20 protein-coding genes and 1 tRNA gene are annotated in these 15,857 nt (G+C 67.7%); 13 read left to right on the forward strand and 8 right to left on the reverse strand.

Annotated elements, in window-relative coordinates; translation table 11 throughout:
* Positions 1 to 107: 107 nt before the first annotated feature.
* Positions 108 to 911 carry a tyrosine-protein phosphatase gene (locus ACIBQ1_RS55485; protein WP_397291009.1) on the reverse strand — a complete coding sequence of 268 codons (804 nt, stop codon included), beginning with the start codon at positions 909 to 911 and terminating at the stop codon, positions 108 to 110.
* Between the two features lie 215 nt (positions 912 to 1,126).
* A complete protein-coding gene (gene phoU, locus ACIBQ1_RS55490; protein ID WP_397291011.1) occupies positions 1,127 to 1,771 on the reverse strand; it encodes a phosphate signaling complex protein PhoU in 645 nt (214 codons plus the stop codon).
* A gap of 133 nt (positions 1,772 to 1,904) precedes the next feature.
* Between phoU and ACIBQ1_RS55495 the strand changes: the two genes are divergently transcribed.
* Together ACIBQ1_RS55495 and ACIBQ1_RS55500 are read left to right on the forward strand one after the other, a co-directional pair.
* The gene (locus tag ACIBQ1_RS55495; RefSeq protein ID WP_397291045.1) at positions 1,905 to 3,080 is read left to right on the forward strand and encodes a sensor histidine kinase; all 1,176 of its coding nucleotides are present in this window, start codon (positions 1,905 to 1,907) and stop codon (positions 3,078 to 3,080) included.
* Between the two features lie 63 nt (positions 3,081 to 3,143).
* The gene (locus ACIBQ1_RS55500) at positions 3,144 to 3,836 is read left to right on the forward strand and encodes a winged helix-turn-helix domain-containing protein (RefSeq protein ID WP_397291013.1); all 693 of its coding nucleotides are present in this window, start codon (positions 3,144 to 3,146) and stop codon (positions 3,834 to 3,836) included.
* A 61-nt stretch (positions 3,837 to 3,897) separates the two neighbouring features.
* Here the strand turns inward: ACIBQ1_RS55500 and ACIBQ1_RS55505 are convergent, their stop codons facing one another.
* Entirely contained in the window at positions 3,898 to 4,473 is a 576-nt protein-coding gene (locus tag ACIBQ1_RS55505; protein WP_397291015.1) for a copper chaperone PCu(A)C, read from the reverse strand.
* Positions 4,474 to 4,748: 275 nt separating this feature from the next.
* On the opposite strand from ACIBQ1_RS55505, the gene ACIBQ1_RS55510 reads away from it, so the two are divergent.
* From ACIBQ1_RS55510 to ACIBQ1_RS55525, 4 genes are all read left to right on the forward strand, one after another.
* On the forward strand, positions 4,749 to 5,231 hold the full coding sequence (locus ACIBQ1_RS55510) for a CarD family transcriptional regulator (protein ID WP_043624891.1): 483 nt from the start codon (positions 4,749 to 4,751) through the stop codon (positions 5,229 to 5,231).
* Between the two features lie 17 nt (positions 5,232 to 5,248).
* The gene (ispF, locus tag ACIBQ1_RS55515; RefSeq protein WP_397291017.1) at positions 5,249 to 5,719 is read left to right on the forward strand and encodes a 2-C-methyl-D-erythritol 2,4-cyclodiphosphate synthase; all 471 of its coding nucleotides are present in this window, start codon (positions 5,249 to 5,251) and stop codon (positions 5,717 to 5,719) included.
* 183 nt (positions 5,720 to 5,902) lie between these two features.
* The gene (locus tag ACIBQ1_RS55520; RefSeq protein WP_397291018.1) at positions 5,903 to 6,199 is read left to right on the forward strand and encodes a GlsB/YeaQ/YmgE family stress response membrane protein; all 297 of its coding nucleotides are present in this window, start codon (positions 5,903 to 5,905) and stop codon (positions 6,197 to 6,199) included.
* A gap of 12 nt (positions 6,200 to 6,211) precedes the next feature.
* Entirely contained in the window at positions 6,212 to 6,361 is a 150-nt protein-coding gene (locus ACIBQ1_RS55525) for a hypothetical protein (RefSeq protein WP_397291020.1), read from the forward strand.
* A 43-nt stretch (positions 6,362 to 6,404) separates the two neighbouring features.
* Here ACIBQ1_RS55525 and ACIBQ1_RS55530 read toward each other — a convergent pair whose 3' ends face one another.
* Positions 6,405 to 7,373 carry a DUF2637 domain-containing protein gene (locus tag ACIBQ1_RS55530; RefSeq protein WP_397291022.1) on the reverse strand — a complete coding sequence of 323 codons (969 nt, stop codon included), beginning with the start codon at positions 7,371 to 7,373 and terminating at the stop codon, positions 6,405 to 6,407.
* A gap of 52 nt (positions 7,374 to 7,425) precedes the next feature.
* Between ACIBQ1_RS55530 and ACIBQ1_RS55535 the strand changes: the two genes are divergently transcribed.
* From ACIBQ1_RS55535 to ACIBQ1_RS55550, 4 genes are all read left to right on the forward strand, one after another.
* Complete coding sequence (locus tag ACIBQ1_RS55535; RefSeq protein ID WP_397291024.1) at positions 7,426 to 7,812, forward strand: PPOX class F420-dependent oxidoreductase; 387 nt, start codon at positions 7,426 to 7,428, stop codon at positions 7,810 to 7,812.
* Between the two features lie 64 nt (positions 7,813 to 7,876).
* Positions 7,877 to 9,268, forward strand: coding sequence for a cysteine--tRNA ligase (gene cysS, locus ACIBQ1_RS55540; RefSeq protein WP_397291025.1), 1,392 nt, complete (start codon positions 7,877 to 7,879; stop codon positions 9,266 to 9,268).
* A gap of 346 nt (positions 9,269 to 9,614) precedes the next feature.
* Complete coding sequence (rlmB, locus tag ACIBQ1_RS55545; RefSeq protein ID WP_397291027.1) at positions 9,615 to 10,577, forward strand: 23S rRNA (guanosine(2251)-2'-O)-methyltransferase RlmB; 963 nt, start codon at positions 9,615 to 9,617, stop codon at positions 10,575 to 10,577.
* Positions 10,578 to 10,597: 20 nt separating this feature from the next.
* Positions 10,598 to 10,670 (forward strand) — tRNA-Thr (locus ACIBQ1_RS55550).
* Between the two features lie 285 nt (positions 10,671 to 10,955).
* Here ACIBQ1_RS55550 and ACIBQ1_RS55555 read toward each other — a convergent pair.
* On the reverse strand, positions 10,956 to 11,180 hold the full coding sequence (locus tag ACIBQ1_RS55555) for a hypothetical protein (RefSeq protein ID WP_397291029.1): 225 nt from the start codon (positions 11,178 to 11,180) through the stop codon (positions 10,956 to 10,958).
* 38 nt (positions 11,181 to 11,218) lie between these two features.
* Positions 11,219 to 11,512 carry a hypothetical protein gene (locus tag ACIBQ1_RS55560; protein WP_397291031.1) on the reverse strand — a complete coding sequence of 98 codons (294 nt, stop codon included), beginning with the start codon at positions 11,510 to 11,512 and terminating at the stop codon, positions 11,219 to 11,221.
* A gap of 584 nt (positions 11,513 to 12,096) precedes the next feature.
* Between ACIBQ1_RS55560 and ACIBQ1_RS55565 the strand changes: the two genes are divergently transcribed.
* Both ACIBQ1_RS55565 and ACIBQ1_RS55570 read left to right on the forward strand, forming a co-directional pair.
* Positions 12,097 to 12,933 carry a hypothetical protein gene (locus ACIBQ1_RS55565; RefSeq protein ID WP_397291032.1) on the forward strand — a complete coding sequence of 279 codons (837 nt, stop codon included), beginning with the start codon at positions 12,097 to 12,099 and terminating at the stop codon, positions 12,931 to 12,933.
* Between the two features lie 337 nt (positions 12,934 to 13,270).
* Positions 13,271 to 13,648, forward strand: a complete 378-nt coding sequence (locus ACIBQ1_RS55570; protein WP_397291034.1) for a hypothetical protein — start codon at positions 13,271 to 13,273, stop codon at positions 13,646 to 13,648.
* Between the two features lie 5 nt (positions 13,649 to 13,653).
* Here ACIBQ1_RS55570 and ACIBQ1_RS55575 read toward each other — a convergent pair whose 3' ends face one another.
* Positions 13,654 to 14,037: a hypothetical protein gene (locus ACIBQ1_RS55575; RefSeq protein ID WP_397291036.1), complete on the reverse strand. Its 384-nt coding sequence runs from the start codon at positions 14,035 to 14,037 to the stop codon at positions 13,654 to 13,656.
* 292 nt (positions 14,038 to 14,329) lie between these two features.
* Between ACIBQ1_RS55575 and ACIBQ1_RS55580 the strand changes: the two genes are divergently transcribed.
* On the forward strand, positions 14,330 to 14,464 hold the full coding sequence (locus tag ACIBQ1_RS55580; protein WP_397291038.1) for a hypothetical protein: 135 nt from the start codon (positions 14,330 to 14,332) through the stop codon (positions 14,462 to 14,464).
* On the opposite strand, the gene ACIBQ1_RS55585 is transcribed toward ACIBQ1_RS55580, so the two are convergent.
* On the reverse strand, positions 14,459 to 15,574 hold the full coding sequence (locus tag ACIBQ1_RS55585; protein WP_397291040.1) for a DUF418 domain-containing protein: 1,116 nt from the start codon (positions 15,572 to 15,574) through the stop codon (positions 14,459 to 14,461). The genes ACIBQ1_RS55580 and ACIBQ1_RS55585 overlap by 6 nt on opposite strands.
* Between the last annotated feature and the right edge of the window lie 283 nt (positions 15,575 to 15,857).

Here is a 15,857-nt window from a genome sequence, read left to right on the forward strand (position 1 = left end):
CGGCTTGGGCGGCCGGTTCATCGGACGGCATCCCGCCGAAGTAGCACTCGGGCAGGATGAGCAGTTCGACCCCCGCTCGATGGCACTGTTCGCTCACTCGTGGGAGATCACCGGCCGCCGATCCCCCGAGCTCCGCCTGGAGCGCCGCCACTCTCATTCGCCGATGCCGAGAAACGCTCGCGGATGGCTTGGACGTCCCGCGCATCGAGTCCTGCCGTCCGCAGATGGGCTTCCACATCGAGTCCGTCCAAGGCGCCGATCATGGCGGAGCGAGCTGTGGTGTTCTTGCGAGCCAGGATTTCCCGGATTTCCTCTGTCTGGTCGTCAATCCCCAGCGCGGCGAACAGCGAGGGCAGGCGGGGAGCGCTCAGTTCGTAATCGGTGGCGATGTCGTCGGCGCTGACCCCGGCCAGTGCCAGCAGCAGCATGGCGATGAGCCCGGTGCGGTCGCGGCCCAGGCCACAATGGAAGAGGACTCCACCAGCGCGAGCGCGGGCGACGGCGGCGACGGCGGCGGCGCACTGCCGCGCCTTGCGCTCAAGGAACACCCGGTAGTAAAGCGGCGAACCGTCCAACTCGTTATCGCGGAGGTAGGTCCATAGGCCCTCATCCTCGACGTCATCCAGTGGCACGTGCACAGTGGTCAGAATGTCGGGCCGTGGGCACAGATCGCCATGACGCTCGTCAGGGTTGCGCAGATCGATGACCGTCTGGACGCCGTGCGCGACAAGTGCCGACCATCCCACGGCGGTGAGCCGCTCCGGGTTGTCCGACCGGACGGCGGCACCCCACCGGATCACCCCGCCACCGGTCACCGGGATGCCGCCGAGGTCGCGGACGTTGAAACAGCCTTCCCAGCCGAGGTGCCGAGCGGTGCGCGCCGATCCGAAGTGAGCATCGATGTGACCCATGCGTCATCTGACGCGCACAGCGACGACTCTGTTCATTGTCGCCAAGACCCACGACCACACGGCCGATGCTTTTGGCGGTGAGGAACCGTTGGCCTTCGGCCTGTCAGGGGGTGCGCGCATGCGACAGCGCCTCCCAGGGAGCGAGAAGCCGCCTGGGAGGCGCTGTCTGGAACCCCGGGCGACGAGAAGCCGCCCACGGGTGGAAGGCCGTGCTGTCAGCTGGGGCGGGTCCCCGTGACCAGGTAGACGACGTCCGCCGCCACCCGCACCGCGTGGTCCGCGTAGCGCTCGTAGTAGCGCCCGATCAACGTGATGTCGATCGCCGGCTCCACCCCGTGCTCCCAGTCCTTGGACAGGATGTTCCTGAACAGCCGTCGGTGCAGCCGGTCCATCGCATCGTCGTCCTGCTCCATCTCCAGCGCCGAGTCCACGTCCCGCAAGGCGATGCAGCTGCCGGTCTTGGTGACGAGGTTCTCCGCGATCTGCCCCATCTCCACGATGGTGGAGCGCACCTCGGCCGGGATGGCCGACTCGGGGTGGCGCAGGCGGGCGACCTTGGCGACATGGACGGCGAGGTCGCCCATGCGCTCCAGGTCGGTGCCCATGCGCAGCGCCGTGATGACCATCCGCAGGTCGACCGCCACCGGCTGCTGCCGGGCCATCAGGTCGAAGATCGAGGTCTCGATCTCGGCGAACGTCGCGTTCACTTCCTCGTCCCGGGAAATGACACTCTCGGCGAGCTGAAGGTCGGCGTCGAGGAGGGCCGTGGTGGCACGGGAAATGGCCGACCGGACAAGTCTGGTCATCTCAATCAGCTTGTCGGTCAGCGAATCAAGTTCTTCATGGTACGCGTCGCGCATGTGGTCACCGTACGTGGCTCTCGATGAACGAACCTCGACCGTCAGATGAACTTTCCAGGAAAGGGGCCTTCCACCCCTGATGAGAGGGTCTGCCCCTGGGAGAAGGCCACCTACCATCGAAAGCATGAGTGAGATGGCCATGAGCTTCGCGGCCCTGGCCGGGTTCGTCGTGGGCGCCCTGGCGGTCCTGTTCTACCGAAACCAGATCGAGGCTCCAAGCCGCACTCCGGCGGAGGACGGCACACAGACCGGGAGCGCGCTGCCGCAGGGCGTGGCGTCCGTGCTGGCCGTGCTGCCCTCCTCCGCCGTGGTGCTCGACGCGCACGACAAGGTGCTGCGCGCCAGCTCGGCAGCGAGGGCCTTCGGGCTGGTCAAGGGTGACCGGCTGATGGCCGCCGAGCTGCTGGCGCTGGCCAGGCAGGTACGCCGCGACGGCGAGATCCGCGAGAGCGAGATCGACGTCGCGGGGCACAAGTTCGGCCAGGAGACCACGAACTTCGCGGTACGCGTGGCTCCGCTCGGCTCGCACGGCCAGGTCCTGGTGCTCGCCGAGGACCAGACCGAGCGGCGCAGGGTCGAGGCCGTACGCCGTGACTTCGTCGCGAACGTCAGCCACGAGCTGAAGACCCCGGTGGGCGCGATGAGCCTGCTGGCGGAGACCATCCAGGACGCCGCCGACGACCCCGAGGCGGTCGGCCGCTTCGCCGGGCGCATGCAGCACGAGGCCGCCCGGCTCAACTACCTCATCCAAGACTTGATCACGCTCAGCAGGATCCAGGGCGCCGAGCCCATCCCCACCCCTGGACAGGTCTCGATCGACGAGTCCATCCACGACGCCATCGACCACTGCAACACCAAGGCCGTCGCCAAGGACATCACGCTCGTCTCCGGCGGCACCGAGGGCCTGCGCATCTGGGGTGACGACGAGCTGCTCGTCACGGCGTTGCGCAATTTGATCGACAACGCCGTCGCGTACAGTCCGGAGCACACCCGGGTGGTGGTCAGCGTGCGGCCGGCAGGGGACTCGGTGGAGATCAGCGTCAGCGACCAGGGCATCGGCATCCCGGAGGAGGCGCTCGAACGCATCTTCGAGCGGTTCTTCCGGGTCGACGCGGCCCGGTCGCGGGCGACCGGCGGCACCGGGCTCGGCCTGGCGATCGTCAAGCACGTCGCCGCGGCGCACGCCGGCGATGTGTCCGTCTGGAGCAAGGAAGGGTCCGGCTCCACCTTCACACTCCGCCTGCCCGCCTTCGGCGGCACGGCGGTGGCAGTACCACCCTCGATTCCCCTGGAGACAGTCCGTGACTGAGCGGAGCCAAGGAACCAATGAACACAGCACCCTCAGGGTCATGAAGCCGACGAAGGGGGCAGCATGACCCGCGTACTTGTCGTTGAAGATGAGGAGTCCTTCTCCGACGCCCTGTCCTACATGCTCCGCAAAGAGGGTTTCGAGGTGTCGGTCGCGGCGACCGGGCCGGAGGCTCTCGACACGTTCGACCGCAACGGAGCAGATCTGGTGCTGCTCGACCTGATGCTTCCGGGTCTGCCCGGTACGGAGGTGTGCCGCTCCCTCAGGCAGCGCTCCAAGGTGCCGGTGATCATGCTGACGGCCAAGGACAGCGAGATCGACAAGGTCGTGGGCCTGGAGCTGGGCGCCGACGACTACGTCACCAAGCCGTTCTCGTCGCGCGAGCTGGTGGCCCGCATCCGCGCGGTCCTGCGCCGTCAGGGCGACGTGACGGAGGAGCTGGAGACGGCGGTGCTGGCCGTCGGCCCCGTGCGCATGGACGTCGACCGCCACGTGGTCGCCGTGCGCGGGGAGCAGGTGCAGCTGCCGCTGAAGGAGTTCGAGCTCCTGGAGGTGCTGCTGCGCAACGCGGGGCGGGTCCTGACGCGCGGCCAGCTCATCGACCGCGTCTGGGGCGCCGACTACGTGGGCGACACCAAGACCCTCGACGTCCACGTCAAGCGCCTGCGCGCCAAGATCGAGTCCGACCCGTCCAACCCGCGCTGCATCCTCACCGTGCGCGGCCTGGGCTACAAGTTCGACGCCGCCGAAGAGTAAAAAACCCTTGTTCCGGTACGGATCGCGTACCGGAACAAGGGTTTTGGCGTTTCCTGAAGGGTCAGTGGGCTTCTTCGGAAGCGGACGCGGACGGCGTCGGGGTGGGGGCCGCGGTGGCGTTCGGCGCCGGGGGGTAGTCCTTGAATTCGCGGCTGCGCGTCACCACAGGGACGTTCATGGACACGATCCCGGCGTTGGCGAACTGAAGGTCCAGCTTGATGCTCTCGCCGCCCCTGAGGCTCTTGGGGATCGACTCGAGCATGAGCTGAGGGGTGGGCTTGCCGGTGTTGACGAGCTGGTTGCTCGGGAGCTGGATCGGGGCCGTGACCTTGACCGTGCCCATGTTCCCCGCGGAGACCGCCTGAAGGGTGTCGGGGGTTCCGGTGGTGTTGAGGATGTTCAGGTAGATCGGGGCCGAGCCGCGCCAGGCGATCTGCGCACCGGCGTCGGGGCCGAGGATGAACGCCTGCGGGATCTGAATGCCGCGCGTGCCGTAAGCACCGTTCTCGATCAATACCTGTGCCTCGTTGGGCGCGTACGGCTTGTTGGTGGTTGCGTCGAATCCAGCCCCACAGCCCGCGAGCACGGGGGCTGCCAAGAACGCGGCGGCGACGACAATCCAGCGACGGCTGGTCACGGGCGGGTTCTCCTTGGTGTTGCGGAGGGCTCGCGCATGCGTTAGACGCAGGTGGCGCGCATGCGTGATGTGCAGCGCCCACCATATCCATCCGAATCCATGGTCATATCCACACCCCCGCAGGTCATTCGCTATGTCCGGAAATGCCAGACATAGAGTTGAACACTTGTCAAGCCCTAATATGCGGCCTTGACCTGCAGTTATGAGGATTTCACTGTTCCGGGAGGCTGTGGATGCGTGGTACCCTGGAGTACAGCGGAAGGGGTACTTGTCACATGACTTTCCAGGTCGGCGACACAGTCGTCTACCCCCACCATGGGGCTGCTCGGATCGAAGCAATCACGAAGCGATCCATCAAGGGTGAGGAAAAGACCTACCTGGTGCTCAAGGTCGACAAGGGCGACCTTACCGTCCAGGTGCCAGCCGAAAACGCAGAACTCGTCGGTGTGCGCGATGTTGTCGGCCAGGAAGGCCTTGAGCGGGTTTTCGATGTCCTGCGGATGCCGCACACGGAAGAGCCGACCAACTGGTCTCGTCGCTACAAGGCCAATCTGGAGAAGCTCGCCTCCGGCGATGTGAACAAGGTCGCCGAGGTCGTTCGGGACCTGTGGCGGAGAGACCGCGAGCGCGGCCTGTCCGCGGGCGAGAAGCGCATGCTCGCCAAGGCGCGTCAGATTCTGGTCAGTGAGCTCGCCCTGGCGGAGAAGACCAACGAGGACAAGGCTGAGGCCCTGCTCGACGAGGTTCTCAACTCCTGAACACAAATCTTCCACGGGTGGGCGTCGGAGTCGACGTCCACCCGTTCGCTTCAGGAGCCTCGGGGCGCGAGCTCAACCTCGCCGGCCTGCGCTGGCCGGGCGAGACCGGGCTGGAGGGCCATTCTGACGGCGACGCGGCCGCGCATGCCGCGTGCGACGCGCTGCTGTCCGCGGCCGGCATGGGCGATCTCGGGCAGCTGTTCGGGACCGCGGACCCGCGTTGGGCGGGTGCCTCCGGCGTCGCACTGCTGGAGGAGACCGCGCGGCAGGTGCGTGCCGCCGGCTATGAGATCGGCAACGTGGCCATTCAGGTGATCGGCAACCGGCCCAAGCTGGCGCCGCGCCGTGCCGAGGCCGAGAAGACGCTCAGCGCCGCCGTAGGCGCGCCTGTGAGCGTGTCCGCCACCACCACTGATGGGCTCGGGCTGACCGGGCGGGGAGAGGGCGTCGCGGCCGTCGCGACGGCCCTGGTCGTCAACCTTTCCTGAACGCCGGGCGTCTTACGTATGGATGCGTGAGGGTGTCCCGGCGGGTCGTCGCGAAGCCCGCTGTATCCGGGGGCGGCGGTTCGTCACTGGCGCGGTACGGACCGCCGTCTCCTTTTTGGTTGTTTTGCCTGCTCTGAGGGTATGTGTCCCCACGACATGTGAACGTCTCGGGGGGAGCAGCACATGATCGGCGCGATAGTTTCCGCGATAGTCATCGGTGCCATCATCGGCGCCCTGGCCAGGCTGATCGTTCCTGGCAGGCAGAACATGTCCATCGGACTGACGCTCATCGTCGGCATCGTGGCCGCCCTGATCGGAACGCTGATCGCGCAGGCCGCCGGCCTGGCCGACACGCGAGGCATCGACTGGATCGAGCACATTCTCCAGCTCGTGCTGGCGGTCGCCGGCGTGCTGCTCGTGGCACGCTTCACTGCGGGACGCACCGGACGTACCCGTGGAACGCCCGGAACACCCACCTGACCTGTCGGCATCGTGGCGGCCCTGCTGGGCACGGTGATCGCGCAGATGCTCGGCGTGGCGACCACCCCCGGCATCGACTGGATCGAGCTGGTGATGCAGGTGGTGCTGGCGGTGGTGGGCGTGGGCCTGGTCGCCGGGCTGCGCCGCGGCTCCAGTGTTTAGAAATAGCCCGGCCCGCCCGGGGATCGCGCCTGGGCGGGCCTTCTCAGTCCTCTGGGTGGCGTGGGGTGCTGCGGAGGCGTTCCGCGGGGGCCGGGGTGTCGTCGTCGTGGATCACCGGGTGGGGGGCGGTGTCCTCTAACTCGTCCTCCCGCGGGCGCTCCCCGTCGTCGGCGAGCTCGGGGCCGTGCCCGGGATCCGGCATGTCGTCCTCGAACACCGGATGGGGCTGGGTGTCCACGTCCTTCTCGTCCTTCTCTCCGGCGCGCGGGTGGACCAGGACGTCGGTCGGCTTGACCCGGTCGCCCCAGCGGACGGGGCGGGTCGGGGGCTCGGGCGACTCGGGCGTCGCCTCGTTCTGCACGGGCCACTCCGCCACCCGCGCCGCCACCGGAGCTTCTTCTCCAGCTCCGGCTCCGGTTTCGGCCACTTCGTGGACCGGCTGAACCTCCTGGACCGGCTGAGGTGGCGTCTCCGAGAGCCGTTCGGTGTAGATCTCGACGGGCGGCCGCTCCGGATAGATCTCGGCGGACAGGCCCGGCTCGAAGGGGACGATGTCCCGCTCGGTGGCGACCTCCCCGCCCCTCTCCTCCCGGTGCGCCTGCACGTGCTTGATCAGCAGCAGCCAGAGCCACAGAGCCACGGCCAGCATGACCCAGGGCGCCAGCGCCACGCCCACGGCCAGCTGCCGCACGTCGAACGCGAACCGCACCGCCGTCGCCACGTTGGCCGCCGCGGCCGCCACGATGAGCACGACCAGCACGAACGCCGCCTGAATGCGTACCAGCAGCCGGGCGGAGCGCAGGAGCAGCACGTCGATGAGCGCGATCACCAGGAGCGCGTCGAAGGCCGCCGGATAGAGGAAGGCGAGGTCCTGGCGCGCCTCGCCGGTGATGGCCAGCGCGCGCAGGTCGTCGAAGGAGAGCGCGCACGCGGCCCCGGCGAGGGCGGCGACGGCGAGCCCGGCCAGGGCGATGCCCAGGCGGCGGAGCACAGAGGGGGGAGTCACGTCCATGGCGGTTCGAGCCTACAGAAGAATGGAGGTCAGGACCGATCAAGGGAGATACATGGCCGAGCTGTCGGAAGATGCGCGCAAACTCTTGGATGCCCCGAATTATGCGACGGTGACCAGCCTCAACCCCGACGGCGGGCCGCAGTCGACGGTCGTGTGGGTGCGTACGGACGGTGACGACGTGCTGTTCTCGACCGTGCGGGGGCGCAGGAAGCCGCGGAATTTCGAGCGCGATCCGCGGGCTAGCCTGCTGGTCATCGATCCGGACAATCCGTACAGGTATGTGGAGGTGCGCGGGCCGGTGACCATGACGCCCGACCCTGAAGGGGCGCTCATTCAGGAGCTCTCGCACAAGTACCGAGGGATCCCCTGGGAGGACAAACCGGGCGTCGAGCGCGTAATCGTACGGATCTCGCCGGACAGAGTAACGTTGCGGGGCTGATTTATCGCCGTGACGGCGGGATTTATCGGCCTGACTAGGCCTCTGAGGCGTTAGCCTTGCCTTCGTGAGCCTGCACATCTACGACACCAGTACGCGCGCCATCCGTGAATTCGTTCCGGTCGAAGCCGGCCGGGCGTCGATTTACCTGTGTGGGGCGACCGTGCAGGCTCCGCCGCACATCGGGCACATCCGCTCGGGTGTGAACTTCGACGTGCTCCGACGCTGGATGACGCGATCCGGCTATGACGTGGCGTTCTGCCGCAATGTCACCGACATCGACGACAAGATCATCAGGGTGGCGGCCGAGGAGGGCGTGCCCTGGTTCGTCGTGGCCGAGCGCAACCAGCGGGCCTTCACCTGGGCGTACGACACGCTGGGCTGCCTCCCGCCGACCGTCGAGCCGCGGGCCACGGGGCACGTACCCGAGATGATCACGCTGATGGAGCGGCTGATCGCCCGCGGCCACGCGTACCCCTCCGGCGGCGACGTCTACTTCGACGTCCAGTCCTACGCCGACAGCTACGGCACGCTCTCCAACCAGAAGCTGGAGAACATGCGGGCCGCGGCCGACACCGACGACGAGTCCTGCAAGCGCGACCCGCGCGACTTCGCCCTGTGGAAGGGGGAGAAGCCGGGCGAGCCGACCTGGCCGACCCCCTGGGGCCTCGGCCGCCCCGGCTGGCACCTGGAGTGCTCGGCCATGGCGACGAAGTACCTCGGCCCGACCTTCGACATCCACGGCGGCGGGATCGACCTGATCTTCCCGCACCACGAGAACGAGATCGCCCAGTCCCAGGCGGCGGGCGACGGGTTCGCGCGCTACTGGATGCACAACGGCATGCTCAAGATCGGCGCGGAGAAGATGAGCAAGTCGCTCGGAAACTCGCTGCTGATCCCCGAGATGGTGCAGAAGGTCCGGCCGGTGGAACTGCGCTACTACCTGGCCGCGCCGCACTACCGCTCCTCGATCGACTACTCCGAGGAGGCCCTGCTGGAGGCGGCCGCCGCGTACCAGCGCATCGAGGGCTTCGTCACGCGCGCCGCCGAGGTCATCCACGACGTCGACGCGGACGCGCCGCTGCCGCAGGCCTTCGTGGACGCCCTCGACGACGACCTCGGCACGCCTCAGGCGCTGGCGGTCGTGCACGAGGTGGTGCGCGAGGGCAACGTGGCGCTGTCGCGCGGCGACAAGGAGGCCGTGGCCCGGCTGCTCGCCGAGACGCAGAACATGCTGGACGTCCTCGGTCTCGACCCCCGCTCACCGCAGTGGCGGGGAGCCGGTTCGGACCTGTCGCCGGTGGTGGACGCGCTGGTGGCGGTGGCGCTGGAACAGCGCAAGGCGGCCAGGGAGCGCAAGGACTACGCGGCGGCGGACGCGATCAGGAACCAGCTGGCGGCGGCGGGGATCACCGTGGAGGACACCCCCCACGGCGCCCGCTGGGAACTCACCCGCTAGCCCCACCCACCCCGAGGCCTCGGCCCGACCCCTGGGCCGGACCGAGGCACCGCACAGCTTGACCCGGCCCGACGCTACGCCACGTGACGCGGGGCCGGCCACCCATGTGCTGACGCTCCGCGCCGAGCCGGGCAGCCACGTACCGACGCTCAGCCGGCCCCTGAACACCTGGGCCGGCCAAACCGTGGACGGGACGATCGACACCCGGCACGGTCCGCGCAACGTCCCGGCACCCTCCGCCGACCCTGCGGCGCTCTGCACGGAATCCTCCACATCCCGAACCCGGAAGAACGCCCCGTTCCCGCCGTGGGATAAGGCGCCCGGCGGTCCGAGTACCCTTGTTGGCATGGCAGCAGGCGGTAGGGCTTCGGGCAGGCCCGCGAAGAAGAAGGGCCCGTCCAAAGGCGCCGGAGGGCAGGGTCGCCGGTCGCTTGAGGGCAGGGGCGCGACCCCGCCTGCCGAAATGCGGCATTGGTACAAGGACAAGGCCCGCGCTGAGCGCATCACCCGCGAGGAACAGGGCGGCGCCCGACGCCCCGCTCCCACGCGGCAGCGGCGCTCCGAGGACGCGCCCGAGTACATCGGCGGCCGCAACCCCGTTCTCGAGGCTCTGACGGCGGGCGTCCCGTCCAGCGCTCTCTACGTCGCCCAGCGCATCGACAACGACGACCGCGTACGCGACTCCATCAGGATCGCGGCCGAGCACGGGATCGCCCTGCTCGAGGTCAGCCGCGACAAGCTCGACCGCCTGACGGAGGGCGCCGTCCACCAGGGCATCGCGCTCCAGATCCCCGCGTACGACTACGCGCACCCGTCGGACCTCGTGGAGATCGCGCACGACGCCGCCGAGGTCCCGCTGATCGTGGCCCTCGACTCGGTCACCGACCCGCGCAACCTCGGCGCCATCGCCAGATCCGCCACCGCCTTCGGCGCCCACGGCCTCCTCATCCCCTCCCGCCGCTCGGCCGGCGTGACGGGCGGGGCCTGGAAGACCTCCGCGGGCACACTCGCCACCATGCGCGTCGCCCGCGCGTCCAACCTCACGGCGGCACTGCGGGAATACCGCGACGCGGGCCTGTTCGTCATCGGCCTCGACGGCGCCGGCGAAACCGACATCGGCGACGTCGACCTGCTCACCGAGCCGCTGGTGGTGGTCGTGGGCTCGGAGGGAAAGGGGCTCTCGCGCCTGGTCCGGGAGCAGTGCGACGTGGTGACCCGGATCCCGATGCAGGCGGCCGCGGAGTCGCTGAACGCGGGAGTGGCGGCCGGAGTGGCGCTGTACGAAGTCGCTCGTCACAGGCGCCTCTAGCGTCTACACTGAAAGGCCGCGCCGACGTAGCTCAATCGGCAGAGCATCTGTCTTGTAAACAGAAGGTCAGGGGTTCGATTCCCCTCGTCGGCTCTCATGCAGAAGGCCCCTTCCGGTCTGCGGAAGGGGCTTTTTCGCCTCCGTACAGCAGCGTTGCCGTCTGGGCATCCCACGCGGCTGCTGTCGAAAGTTCGGAGGCTGTACAAGGCTGGCCGTTGCGGGGAATGTCGGTGAGCTCTGCTCGGATGGGGTGGAACTCGAGATATGGCGAAAGGCAGGCCGGGGCAGTGCCTTCTCAACACTCCCTGAGAGCCTTGCGGGGCGTATTGGAGGAGGTAGGGAGAAGGTCTCGCTACCAAGCCTGTTCGTAGGGCCGGGTCAGAACAGGACGATCCGGGTTTGCAGCACCTGTTGATTCTTCCGGTCGATCCGATACTCCGCGATGCCGAATCCCTTGGGGATGAGGATCTCCCGCCAGTCGGGATCGGTGCCGACCTGGTCGCTTGCCGTCAGCCACGGGTCCTCGCAAATGGCGACTGTGAGCGCGGCCACACTTGAGAACACCTCCGCCGAGACCGATGGGTCGGCGAGTGTTTCAGCCACGACCTCCGATGGTACGACCGGCCATAGGTCGTCCTCGCTCACTGAGCGCCACGCTCTTGTCGGCGACGTAGGACTTCCTCCATGGTCGTGGTCGGCAGAGTCCCGGCTTCGGCTGCAGCTCGGATACGGTCACGGTCCGGGTCGGTGTCCAGCATGGCCCGCCCCCACCAGGCGTTGAGCACGCCGTCCAGTTCAGCGCCCTGCTGAGCTTCAAGAAGTTCGGCGAAGAACTGCGCACGGCGGCTGCCGCGCAGCGCGCCGGAGATTCCGCCGATCGTCCGCGGCACTCTGGGGTGGTCCGGTGTACCACCGTGGACAGGCTGAGCGCTCATGACACCACCTTTCACGCTGTCAGCCTACGACTTGATCTCAACTACTCGCAGGAATCCCGTAGGCCCAAGGGGAAGAGTGTGCCCGTGATCGTCTACCAGGCCTGCAGTGAGCATGACTGCCCGGCTCGGCGCCAGTGATCTGGAGACCTTCAATTCCGACGATCGGTGATCCTGCCAACGCGGATGCTAACAACGGGCTTGGAAACGCATGGATGCATGTGGACGGCGGAGCTGCTGCACGAGGCCCTGATCCAGGCGCAGCTCCCCACCGTGGACGGGCGCGAAGTCTCTTGTGAACAGAACGTCAGGGGTTCGATTCCCCTCGGCGGCTCTGCAACAGGAAGTCCCTGAACAGGAGATTCGCCGTCAGGGGCTTCTTGGTTTGTCAGGATAATGCTGAGATCTTGCTAACGCGGTGGCTCCCGTCTTCAGCCGTTGACGGCCTTGGCGAAGACGTCGGCGGCGGACGCCGCTTGCTCGTGGATGACGTGGGCGTAGACGCGCAGGGGACACTTCGCGACTATGGTTCGGATCTGCGGACAGCGGCGGGAAGCGTCGATACCGGGACGAGATCTCCGCCTGCGATGATCACCCCGGCCCGGTCCCGCTTCGAGGAAGACGACCGCATGAGGCTTTGGTCGCTTGCCCTGACGATCGCGTCCGTTGCCGTGATCGTCCCGCCGTCGGGCGTAGCCGAGGCTCGCCTCGACCCCGTCGCCGCGCTGCGCCGCCAGCTCGCGAGCGGCAAGACCGTGACGTTCTCGAACGCCACGGTCTTCAAGGCCTGGGATGGAGAGCCGCGGACCTTTCGGCAGTCAGGGGTCCACGAACTGGCTCACGGTGAGGTCATCGCGAGCGAGCTCCTTGATCTTAAGGATGGCAAGGACCCAGAGCGCTTCATTGTCTTCCCGGACCGGTACTACGAGCAGTCCTCCTTCTTGGGCGAGCGTCTGCCGGAAGGCAAGAGCTGGAGGGTCACTGAGGACAAGCAGTCCCTTGCCCTGACCTGTGGCCATATGCGGCTGAGCCACCCCGCAACGCTCAAGACCCTGCTCGCCGGCACCAAGGACAAGCGCCCGGCCGGTGTGTATGACGGCGCCCGCACCACCCTGCACGAGGGGATCATCACGCTGGGCGAGGTCGCCAAGGCGGATCCTGACCTCCGCGTCCTCGATCACAAGCCCACAGGCACATACGCCCAAGTCCGCATCAACTGGAAGCTGTGGATAGGGCAGGACCAACTCGTCCGCCGATGCCAGAGTTCCTCCTTGCTGCCCGGCTGGCCGGGGAAAGACGACTTGGAGCCCATGCAATTCGTCGACGACGTCCGGTTGTCGCGGTGGGGCCGCGCGACCGATATCAAACCGCCTGCAGCCGATCAGGTGGCGACCCGCGACGAGCTCATCGACACCCCCGAATAGGCCCCTGTCGCCCCTCGCCTACGACGGCCCAGGCTCGGAGGCCGCCTTTCATCGACAGCGCCGCGACGTTCCGCATGATCAGGCCCTCTCGCTCAGAGCCTGTTGACGAAGGGATTTGGTGGTTCCGGCTGAGGTCATCTTCAAGCGGTGTGCCCACGGCTGGGAGCCCGTGGTTGTCCGTTTGTCTACGCCCGCATCCGTGAACGCCAGCGGTTGCGCCTCGCGGGATGCCGATGTCATGAGTGAGTGCAGATGCCGAGGGCGCCGGGGAGAGGCTCGCATGTCCCCGGCGAGTTGACGGAACGGCCGGTGCTGCGTGGGCTGCAGAAGCAGACGGGTGCTCGTCATAATTCCGTATTCGCTGATCATTGCTGTTTCGATGGTGATCGACCACGATGCCAATCGAAAGGCTGTCATGTCTGTCCGTACCGCTTTCGTCGTTGCTGCCCTGGCGGGTGCGAGCCTGATCGCCACTCCTGCCGCTCATGCCTCCGTCGCATCCAGCGCGCAGGCGGCCCTTCCCTCGTGTGTGTCGATCGAGACGTGGTTCAACCAGAAGCGCTACGTGAAGGTCACCAACAACTGCAGTTCCACGGTGCGTGCCCAGGTAATCTTCCGCGCTGGTGGATCCAACTCCAGTTGCAAGAGCCTGGCGCCCGGCAAGGGCTTCACCCACAGCTCCCGAGGCGTCTACCAGAAGACCGTGAGCTGCTGACCTGTCTAACCGCTGCGGGCATGGCCGCGTTCTACACGCACCATGCCCGCAGAGCCTGCTGGCCGACGGTCTCCAGACTCCGCCTGGGCCACGGTGAGCTTGGTCAGCCTGTGACGGCCGGGTCCTGGCTTGAGATGCAGCCGTACCGTGTCCTCGTAGTTGTTCATGGTCCCATCGGAGACATGGCCGGGCAGGTGGAGCAGCCGGCGATCGAGGAACGTGCCGACCGTCAGCCGGTCATCGGGGACGGGAGCGCCCTTGGCCAGCGCTTCCTTGAGCTTGCGAACCTTCTCGACGACTTCGGCGCGGGTCTTGCCGGAGACCTTCTCGCGGATTCGCTTCCCGTCCGGGACGTGGCCGAGATAGACCGCACCGCGCCGCCGTACCACCGGCCCTTCGCCCGTCCGCCGTCCGGGCGTGCGGCCTGGAGGCCGGTCCCGGACGCCGGCGGGACACCGGGCCGTCCGCCGCACGTCTGCCGCGCCGTACCAACCGAACCCACCAGCGGGCGTTGCCGCGCCGCCGCACAGATGGAGCCCTTACGATCACCGCGCCAGATGGTTGTGGTCCGCCTCGAAACTGCGGGCAGTCTGGTGAACCCATTTCAGCCTCTGGCAGCGTCGGCCGGTGACAGCATGATGGTGATTCCGGCGTTCGCCTGAAGACGTAGAGAAACGCCTGGTGGACAAACGGATCGCCACGATCGACACCGTCACCACCAGGGGCTTGGGGATGCTGTTCCAGCGTGCGGTCGGCGGCGCCGGTCAGGAGGACGACGTCGTCGTCACCGACTCCGACTCCGGCCCGAGTTCATGACGTCCTGGCCCGGCTGAGGGGCGGGCGGTAGGCCCAGGTGGCCCACCGCCAGAGCCACTCGATGGGGCCCTGACGGTAACGGCGCAGCCAAAGGGTGCAGAACAGCCACTGGGTCGTGAGGATGGCTCCCGCGGTCCAGTACGCCGCCGTCAAGGACTGTCCGATCGGCAGGCCGAGGAGGTGGCTGGCCACCAGAACGAGGAGTGTGGCGGTCAGATAATTGGTCAGCGCCATCCGGCCCAGTGGCGCGAAGACGAACTGCAGCACCGGTCGCAGCGGCGTTCTGAGCAGGACCAGCAGGCCGCACACGTACACACCGACGAGCAGCAGATCGGCAAGGCTGGACATGGAAGACAGGTACGTCGTTGCCCCCACGGCCCGCATGCCGGCCTGTACCCACAGGGCGGAAGCCAGTCCCGCCGCGAAGAGCAGGCCCAGCAGGAGCGGCCCTCGGGTGGATCGCTCGATCTGTTCGATCACCCCGTAGCGGACCAGCGCCGCACCCAGCAGGAACAGCCCGGCGATCAGCAGGGGCCCGCCCCCGCCGAAGAACAGCGCCGCCGGGATGAGTGTGGCGGCGAGGCCGGCCATGGCCCACCGCGGCAGCCAGGTCGAGGGCAGCAGCACCAGTATGCCGACGACGGCGTAGTCGGTCAGGATCTCGCCGGGCCATAGCAGCATGTGCGCGAGGCCGATCGCGAGCAGCACCCCAAGCCGGCGCAGCAGGACCAGGCGTGGGCGGGGGACGCGGCTCGCGGCGGAGTCCAGCAGCAGCGCGAACCCGATGCCGAACAGCAGGGAGAAGATCGGTAGTCCGAGCCAGGGGTCCCAGTCGCCCATGGGCTGCACCACGAGGGCGGAGGTGCCGGTGGCCATGAGCTGGATGTTGGCGAGCAGGATCTCGCACAGCGCGAACCCACGCAGCACGTCGAGCGCGATGATCCGGGGCCGACCCGAGGAGGGCACGGCGGTCTGGGGCCGGCCGGACGCGAGCGCGGCGGTCTGAGGCGGATCGGGGGAGACGGCGGGCCCGTCGTGCGGGAGACGGTGGCCGCGATGGCCGGTTGGCCCTTTAGGAGGCGATTCATGGGGGAGTTCTTCGCGTGGCATGGGGCCTCATCCTGCAGGGGCACCCGGGAGGACGGCACCGGTCGAAAGCAGGGTCCGTAGCGCCCGAGATCATACTTTCGGTCGGTTCATCGGCGTGGGCGGGAGCCTTGCCATAAGCGATCGCTGAGGCTCCATTCCGGTAGCCCTTGATCTCGGAAGGTGCGCGGGTGCAGCGGCGGATTCCTGTAAGAGCCTGCTGACAAAGGGTTTGGTCGGTACGGCCGAGTTGGGGCGATCTCGGCGGTTCTCCCGGTGTGTCACACCTGCGGACAGGAGCGGGCTC

This window comes from Nonomuraea sp. NPDC050153, from assembly GCF_044460125.1.
Lineage (GTDB): Bacteria > Actinomycetota > Actinomycetes > Streptosporangiales > Streptosporangiaceae > Nonomuraea.